Source organism: Entomohabitans teleogrylli (genome assembly GCF_001484765.1).
GTDB classification, from domain to species: Bacteria; Pseudomonadota; Gammaproteobacteria; order Enterobacterales; family Enterobacteriaceae; genus Entomohabitans; species Entomohabitans teleogrylli.
Window position 1 is genome coordinate 44,653 of record NZ_KQ947384.1, and the last position, 7,679, is coordinate 52,331.

Consider the following 7,679-nt stretch of genomic DNA (forward strand, 5'->3'; position numbering starts at 1 on the left):
AGATAACTCTACTCTTTTTTTAACGTCGGAAAAAGCATTTTTTGTAGTTTTTTTTCATTATTTACACAATTAACTTTAAACACCATCACAAAAAATGCCTGGTTATGTTGCTTATTTACATAAAATCACCTTTTGCACCGGGTGGTTAGTGAGCCAGATCCCAGTTTTCCCCGACGCCCACTTCCACCAGCAGCGGAACATCCAGCTTCATGCTGCTTTCCATCAACTCATGGACTTTCTTGGCGACTTGTTCAATCTCGTCCTGATGAACTTCAAATACCAGTTCATCGTGTACCTGCATGATCATTTTGACCCGCGGCCGTTCCCGCTGCAGCCAGTCGTCTACCGCGATCATTGCTTTCTTAATAATATCGGCTGCGGTGCCCTGCATTGGCGCGTTAATCGCCGCCCTTTCAGCCCCGGCGCGACGCGCGGCATTACTGGACTTAATGTCCGGCAGGTAGAGACGGCGTCCTTCCAGCGTCTCGACATACCCCTGGTCTTTCGCCTGCTGGCGCGTGCGCTCCATATACTCCAGCACGCCCGGGTAGCGTTCAAAATAGAGGTCCATATAACGCTGCGCTTCTTTACGGGGGATATTGAGCTGCCGGGAAAGACCAAAAGCGCTCATACCATAGATCAGTCCGAAGTTGATCGCTTTGGCGCTGCGGCGCTGCTCTCCGGTCACGCTCTCCAGCGGCAGGCCAAAGACTTCCGCCGCCGTTGCCCGGTGAATATCTTTCCCTTCCGCAAACGCCTTTAACAACCCGGCATCCCGCGAAAGATGAGCCATAATGCGCAGCTCGATTTGCGAATAGTCCGCGGACATAATGCGGTATTCCGCAGGCGCAATAAACGCCTGGCGAATCCGCCGCCCTTCGTCATTACGAACCGGTATATTCTGCAGGTTGGGATCGGTCGATGACAGACGCCCCGTCGCAGTAACAGCCTGATGATAGGAGGTATGAACCCGCCCGGTCAGTGGATTGATCATCAGCGGCAGCTTATCGGTATAGGTTGATTTCAGCTTTGCCAGCCCACGGTATTCCAGAATCACTTTCGGCAGAGGATAGTCCAGCGCCAGTTCTTCCAGCACCTCTTCAGAGGTGGACGGCGCGCCGCCAGGCGTCTTTTTCAGCGGCTTAATACCCTGTTTTTCAAAAAGGATGGTCTGTAGCTGCTTGGTTGAGGAGAGATTGAACGGCTCCCCGGCGATATCGTGAGCCTTCTGTTCCAGCTCCGCCAGGCGCTTAGTGAGCTCCTCAGAGTGTTTATGCAGTACGGCAGGATCGATCTTCACGCCATTGCGTTCGACCCGGGATAGCACCGGCACTAAAGGCATTTCGATGTTTTTAAAGACATTCAGCGGTCCTTCGTACTGCTGGAGACTGGACCACATTTTGAGATGCAACTGCAGCGTTACATCCGCATCTTCTGCCGCATAACGACCAGCCTCTTCAAGGGCTATTTGATTGAAAGTCAGTTGATTTTTACCCTTGCCGGCAATCTGCTCAAAGGTAATGGTTTTATGCTTCAGCCAGCGGTCCGCCAGGCTGTCCATATCATGGCGGCCAGCCACGCTGTCGAGAATGTACGACTCCAGCATGGTATCGAACGCAATACCGCGCAGCTCAATCCCGTAATTCTGCAATATACCGCGATCGTATTTGAGATTCTGGCCGACCTTCAGCATGCTGTCATCCTCAAGCAGCGGTTTCAGTAACGCCAGTACCGTATCCCGGGGAATTTGATCCGGCGCATCCAGGTAATCATGGGCTACCGGAACATAGGCGGCAATACCGGGCTCAACGGCAAAAGAAAGCCCCACCAGATTCGCCGTCAGGTTGTCCAGACTATCTGTTTCCGTATCAAAGGCGACAACCGGCGCTTTCTTCAGGCGTTCAATCCACGTCTGAAGTTCGCTCTCTTCCAGAATGGTGACATAGTTTTCACTGGAGAGGATACTGACCGACGGTTCTTCAACGGCAGTGGTTTCCTGAGGTTTTGGCGCGGGTTTTGCCCCTTTGCCCTGCAGCCACTTCCCGGACTCCACATCCGCTGTCCAGCGCTTAAATTCATATTTCCTGAACAGCGCCAGTAGCTCATCAGCGACCGGTTGCTGAACCTCAAGCTGCTCGCAGGACAATTCCAGCTCGACATCGGTTTTGATGGTGGCCAGTTGATAAGAGAGATAAGCGACATCCTTATTCTGCTCCAGCTTCGCCGCCATGGTTTTTGCGCCACGGAAGCTCAGATCGGCGATCTTTTCCGGCTCCGCATACAACGTATCCAGCCCACCCAGACCCTGAAGCAACGCCTGGGCAGTCTTTTCACCGACTCCCGGCACTCCGGGAATGTTATCCGATGAGTCGCCCATCAGCGCCAGAAAATCAATAATCAGCTCCGGCGGCACGCCATATTTCGTGACCACTTCCTCCGGCCCGAGGATGGTGTTTGTCATGGTATTAATCAACGTCACGCCAGACGTCACCAGCTGCGCCATATCTTTATCACCGGTACTGATTAATACCGGCCGACCGGCTTTATCCGCCTCTCTGGCCAGCGTGCCAATAACATCGTCAGCTTCCACGCCGCTAACCGAAAGTAACGGCAGCCCCATGGCTTTTACCATGGCATGCAGCGGCTCAATCTGGGCGCGTAAATCATCCGGCATCGGCGGACGATGAGATTTATAGTGTTCGAACAGTTCATCGCGGAATGTTTTTCCCTTTGCATCAAACACCACGGCGGCATGCGTCGGCTGATACTGCATGATCAGACTACGTAGCATATTCAATACGCCATACATTGCTCCGGTAGGTTCTCCGGCGCTGTTGGTTAACGGTGGAAATGCATGATACGCGCGGTAAAGATAAGAGGAGCCATCCACCAGGATGAGCGGGTTTTCTGCGATCTGAACCATAATGTTCCGTGCCTGATAATCAATACATGCCACCAAGGATGCCACAGGCAGGCTTAAAACATGAACTTTTACACCGGAAAACAGAACAAGAAATTACGATCCGCGAGATCGCTCGCAGGATCTTCCTGTGGATAAGTTTGTGAGCAAAACGTGATCCTTGTTTATCTGGCGGCTGATTTTGTTATACAAAAACAAAAAATAATATTTAAATTCAATTTGTTAGAAATAAGTTTTTTAATCACTTTCGTGATCTCGCCTAATCCTGGAATGTGGATATAAAATATAGTGGATGGTTCCTTCACCCAGACCACCCTATATCAACCGCCGTTTTTATCCCCGGTTACGTTTAGAGTCCTCATTCCGATGGGTTTTCTGATAAAATCAGCGCCTTATTACCCATTATCGGTGACTGGTTATTTTATAACTCTCTGAAAAATATAATTATGTCGAAGTTGCTCGCCGCAATAACTTTACTGTTAAGCATCCTGTTGGCTATCCTGGTCACAGTGCTTTTTTCTATCCCGATAATTATCGCGGGAATCATTAAGCTATTGCTGCCATTCCCGCCGATCTGGCGGTCAATTTCGGCATTTTGCAATTTAATGATGTACGGCTGGTGTGAAGGGCTGGCGCTTCTTCTGCATCTGAATCCCCATCTGAAATGGGATGTTCAGGGAATGAGCGGGCTAAGCAAAAAAAACTGGTACTTGCTTATCTGTAACCACCATAGCTGGGCGGATATCGTTATTCTGTGCGTACTGTTCCGCAAGCACATCCCGATGAATAAATATTTTCTCAAGCAACAGTTGGCCTGGGTTCCTTTTATGGGACTTGCCTGTTGGGCGCTGGATATGCCTTTTATGAAGCGTTACTCGCGCAGTTACCTGATTCGTCACCCGGAACGCCGCGGAAAAGATGTGGAGACGACTCGCCGCTCTTGTGAAAAATTTCGCCGCCATCCGACAACAATTGTGAATTTCGTCGAAGGCTCACGTTTTACTCAGGAAAAGCACCAGCAAACGCGCTCTCCATTCCGGCATTTATTGCCGCCAAAAGCAGCCGGCATCGCTATGGCACTGAACGTATTGGGGAAACAGTTCGATAAGTTGCTTAACGTTACGCTTTGCTACCCGGAAAATAACCGGACGCCGTTTTACGATATGCTCAGCGGCAAATTAACCCGCATCGTCGTGCGCGTGGATTTGTTACCAATAGACGATGAATTACATGGTGATTACGTTAACGATAAAGGTTTCAAGCGCCACTTTCAGCAATGGCTCAATACGCTCTGGAACGAGAAAGACCGTGAGCTTGACGCCATACAACAGCAGTATAAAAAAGCCGGTCATTGACCGGCTTTCTTCATATTACGGGCTGACCGTTATTTTTTCTCGACCAGAAATTTAACGGTATCCGCATACTGCTGAACAAAAGCATCCATGGTGCTGGTGTCCATCCCCTGCGGATTCAACATATATTTACCGTTAACAAACATCGCCGGAACACCCTGCAACTGAAGATCTGCTGCCGCTTTTTCCTGCTGTACAACCAGTGACTTCACAACGAAGCTATTCCAGGCCGCGTCGTATTCTTCTGGTTTAACGCCTGCGTCGACAAAGACTTTGCGGATATCTGCAACAGATTGCAAAGTCTGGGTTTTCTGCACAGCATCGAACATCGGCTCAGTGATTTTATCTTCCACGCCCAGCGCCATAGCCACTGCCCACGCCTGGGTCAGATCTTTACCCAACGGACCAAGAAACTCAACGTGATACTTGGTCATTTTCACGCCTTCAGGAAGTTTTTTCTTCACATTATCAGACACATGAAGAACATGCTCGAACTGGTAGCAGTGAGGGCAGTAGAAAGAGAAGAACTCCAGAACCTGCGGTTCCCCTGCAATGGGTTTTTCAAGCGTGGTGTACTGCTTGCCGTCCGTAAACTGAGCAGCAGAGGCACTAAACGCAAGGATCATTCCAGCCATTGCCAGCCAGATTTTTTTCATACTAACTTCTCCTGAATGTGTCAGATTAATACATTGGCGTTAATTGTAGCGGAGGTTCACGCAGAACCCTGACCTGCTCAGTAAACAGGGCGGTCTGTTGTCTCCAGAAGTCTTCTTCCCGTAACCAGGGAAAACTAACAGGAAATGCGGGATCGTCCCAGCGTCTCATCAACCATGCCAGATAATACACCTGACGCATGGCCCGTAAAGGTTCAATGAGGGCAATTTCATTAACATCAAAGGGGTTGAATTCTTCGTAAGCTTCAATAATGGTTTCCAGTTGAATACGCTGCTCATGACGATCGCCGTTGAGCAACATCCAGAGATCCTGAATCGCCGGACCGTTACGGGCATCGTCCAGATCGACAAACAGCGGACCATCACGCCAGAGAATATTTCCCGGATGGCAGTCGCCGTGTAACCTAATCTGTGCGAAGCGGCTATGCCACTGTTCCGTCACCGCATGGATTAAGGCATCGGCCGCCCGCAGGAAACCATCTTTTAACGCCACAGGAACTAACGCTGAGGACTCATACACCCGACGGGGCTCCAGCAAATATTCGTTCAGCCCAATATCCGGCCGATATGCAAAGCGTTGGCGCTTTCCTGCCTGATGGATGCGCCCCAGATAGCGGCCAACCCACTCCATTTGATCAATATTATCCGGCTCGAACTGACGCCCGCCGAGACTGGGAAATACGGCAAACATAAACCCCTGATATTCCAGAACGGTAGCGCCCTGGTAAGCTATCGGTGTGGCAACAGGGATCTCATGTTCAAACAGTTCCAGCGCAAACTGGTGCTCTTCGTTAATTTGCTCGGCTGACCAACGCTGCGGACGATAAAACTTCACCACGAAGCGCTGCCGGTCCTCATCCATAAACTGGTAAACGCGATTCTCATAACTATTGAGGGGCGTCAGCCCCGAATCCACCCTGATGCCATGCTCAAACAGGGCGTCAAGGATGGTATCCGGGTGGAGTGTCCGGAAATTAAATGCGTTGTCTGTCATCCCGCAATCCGCTGCAGTACATGTATACTTCAGGATAACATTTCACAGCCATTTCGGTGACGTGTCTTACAAGCTTTTACTCTTTAATAACACCCCGCGCCCGCAGCAGCGCGGTTTTAAAATCTTCTTCATAATCTTTCTGAATACCTGGAATTACCGCGTCTTTTGCCGAATCACGCATTTTTAACTGATAGATAAGAATATCATCTGTTAAATCAGTCAGATCGCCGTTAAAGCCTGACTCTTTCGCCAGTTTCTGCAAAAATTGCAATAAATTCAGATCGGGTTCTTTCTGCCAGGCCGGCTGAAGCAGCTCGATCACTTCGTTAAGGCGTTTGCATTTCATGGTATCTGTACTCCTTTCTCTTGAGAGGGACACGTTAGCAGGCTCAAACCCACATTAAAAGAGGCGATACTGGTCATGAAGCTGACCGAAATTACCGGTGTTATTCTTGCTGGGGGAAGGGCGACCAGGATGGGTGGCCAGGACAAAGGGTTGCTCCCTCTGAATGGTATTCCTTTGTGGCAACACGTTTTCCAGCGCCTGGCGCCACAAGTCGGCGCGGTGGCTATCAGCGCAAACCGTAACATTCCTGTTTACCAACGTAGTGGACAACCGGTGATCGAAGATACCCTACCGGATTATCCCGGCCCTCTGGCCGGGATGCTGAGTGCCATGGAACAGCTTAATAGCGAGTGGTTTTTATTCTGTCCATGCGACGTTCCCTACATTCCGCAAAATCTCGCCCAATCGCTCTGGCAGGCTAAAAACGAATATCCTGCAGTCTGGGTTCATGATTCAGAACGCGATCACCCGACGATTTCTTTGCTGCACCGCAGCCTATCAATACCCCTGCGTGATTACCTGAGCGCAGGAGAAAGGCGTGTGATGGTTTTTCTGCGTCAGGCTGGCGGCCACCCGGTCGTACTGCACCATGAGTTTACTAATATGAATACCCCTCAAGAGCTGACACGACGCCGGGAGGATGTATGACGCCATTACTGGCTATTGCAGCCCGAAGCGGTACGGGCAAGACCACGTTGTTAAAAGCGCTTATTCCTTTACTTACCGCCGCAGATATCAGACCCGGACTGATAAAACATACTCATCACCATATGGACATCGATTCTCCCGGGAAAGACAGCTACGAATTACGCAAAGCTGGCGCTGTACAAACATTACTTGCCAGCAATCAACGCTGGGCGCTAATGACCGAAACCCCGGAGCAGGAAAATTTAGATTTATACTATCTTGCCAGCCAGATGGACTGTTCGCTGATTGATATCATCCTGGTAGAAGGCTTTAAACATGAAGCTGTTCCGAAAATTTTACTTTACCGCTCCGCAACCCGGCATCAGCCACCCCATCCTGAGCTGGATGAATATGTGATTGCTGTAGCCAGCGATGTCGATTTAGCTCTTCCGGTTCCTCAGTTCGATCTTAATAACCCTGAAGAAATTTGCCGGTTTATTATTGAGTGGTTAAAAAGCAGCGATGGGAATAACCCGGGGTGACAGGGAGAGTCCCGGGAACAGTTCCTCCCTGTGTTTTCATCCACCGTCCGGCCGGCAGGGAGCCTCTGCCGGACCGCGGCCAGACAACAGAGAAGTCCCGTGCCTGCGCATGAACCTTCCCTGTCTCTCTGCTCCGGCAGACCATGGTCACGGACCCGTTCCGACTCCCCCGGGTGATTTCAGACAAACAAAAAAGCCCCATGCTTGCGCATGAGGCTTTTCTG

The 7,679-nt window shown here is 50.3% G+C and carries 7 protein-coding genes; 3 read left to right on the forward strand and 4 right to left on the reverse strand.

Annotated features, from left to right (window positions below):
• Window positions 1–145: 145 nt before the first annotated feature.
• Window positions 146–2,923 (reverse strand): DNA polymerase I, encoded by a 2,778-nt coding sequence (polA, locus tag AQ981_RS11765; RefSeq protein ID WP_058911943.1) that lies wholly within the window; start codon window positions 2,921–2,923, stop codon window positions 146–148.
• A 443-nt stretch (window positions 2,924–3,366) separates the two neighbouring features.
• Here polA and AQ981_RS11770 point away from each other — a divergent pair, with 443 nt between their 5' ends.
• On the forward strand, window positions 3,367–4,275 hold the full coding sequence (locus tag AQ981_RS11770) for an acyltransferase (protein ID WP_058911944.1): 909 nt from the start codon (window positions 3,367–3,369) through the stop codon (window positions 4,273–4,275).
• A gap of 29 nt (window positions 4,276–4,304) precedes the next feature.
• Here AQ981_RS11770 and dsbA read toward each other — a convergent pair whose 3' ends face one another.
• From dsbA to AQ981_RS11785, 3 genes are all read right to left on the reverse strand, one after another.
• Complete coding sequence (dsbA, locus tag AQ981_RS11775) at window positions 4,305–4,928, reverse strand: thiol:disulfide interchange protein DsbA (RefSeq protein WP_058911945.1); 624 nt, start codon at window positions 4,926–4,928, stop codon at window positions 4,305–4,307.
• A gap of 25 nt (window positions 4,929–4,953) precedes the next feature.
• The gene (locus AQ981_RS11780; protein ID WP_058911946.1) at window positions 4,954–5,940 is read right to left on the reverse strand and encodes a serine/threonine protein kinase; all 987 of its coding nucleotides are present in this window, start codon (window positions 5,938–5,940) and stop codon (window positions 4,954–4,956) included.
• A gap of 76 nt (window positions 5,941–6,016) precedes the next feature.
• On the reverse strand, window positions 6,017–6,286 hold the full coding sequence (locus tag AQ981_RS11785) for a YihD family protein (protein ID WP_058911947.1): 270 nt from the start codon (window positions 6,284–6,286) through the stop codon (window positions 6,017–6,019).
• Between the two features lie 75 nt (window positions 6,287–6,361).
• On the opposite strand from AQ981_RS11785, the gene mobA reads away from it, so the two are divergent.
• Window positions 6,362–6,934, forward strand: a complete 573-nt coding sequence (gene mobA, locus AQ981_RS11790; protein ID WP_058911948.1) for a molybdenum cofactor guanylyltransferase MobA — start codon at window positions 6,362–6,364, stop codon at window positions 6,932–6,934.
• Entirely contained in the window at window positions 6,931–7,455 is a 525-nt protein-coding gene (gene mobB, locus AQ981_RS11795; protein WP_058911949.1) for a molybdopterin-guanine dinucleotide biosynthesis protein MobB, read from the forward strand. The genes mobA and mobB overlap by 4 nt, the downstream gene beginning before the upstream one ends.
• The last annotated feature ends 224 nt before the right edge of the window (window positions 7,456–7,679 follow it).

What these genes read in the sequence shown, in the direction of transcription:
- mobA (WP_058911948.1), top strand. Translation starts at nt 6,362, where the DNA reads ATGAAGCTGACCGAAATTACCGGTGTTATTCTTGCTGGGGGAAGGGCG.
- mobB (WP_058911949.1), top strand. Translation starts at nt 6,931, where the DNA reads ATGACGCCATTACTGGCTATTGCAGCCCGAAGCGGTACGGGCAAGACC.
- AQ981_RS11770 (WP_058911944.1), top strand. Translation starts at nt 3,367, where the DNA reads ATGTCGAAGTTGCTCGCCGCAATAACTTTACTGTTAAGCATCCTGTTG.
- AQ981_RS11785 (WP_058911947.1), bottom strand. Translation starts at nt 6,286, where the DNA reads ATGAAATGCAAACGCCTTAACGAAGTGATCGAGCTGCTTCAGCCGGCC.
- dsbA (WP_058911945.1), bottom strand. Translation starts at nt 4,928, where the DNA reads ATGAAAAAAATCTGGCTGGCAATGGCTGGAATGATCCTTGCGTTTAGT.
- polA (WP_058911943.1), bottom strand. Translation starts at nt 2,923, where the DNA reads ATGGTTCAGATCGCAGAAAACCCGCTCATCCTGGTGGATGGCTCCTCT.
- AQ981_RS11780 (WP_058911946.1), bottom strand. Translation starts at nt 5,940, where the DNA reads ATGACAGACAACGCATTTAATTTCCGGACACTCCACCCGGATACCATC.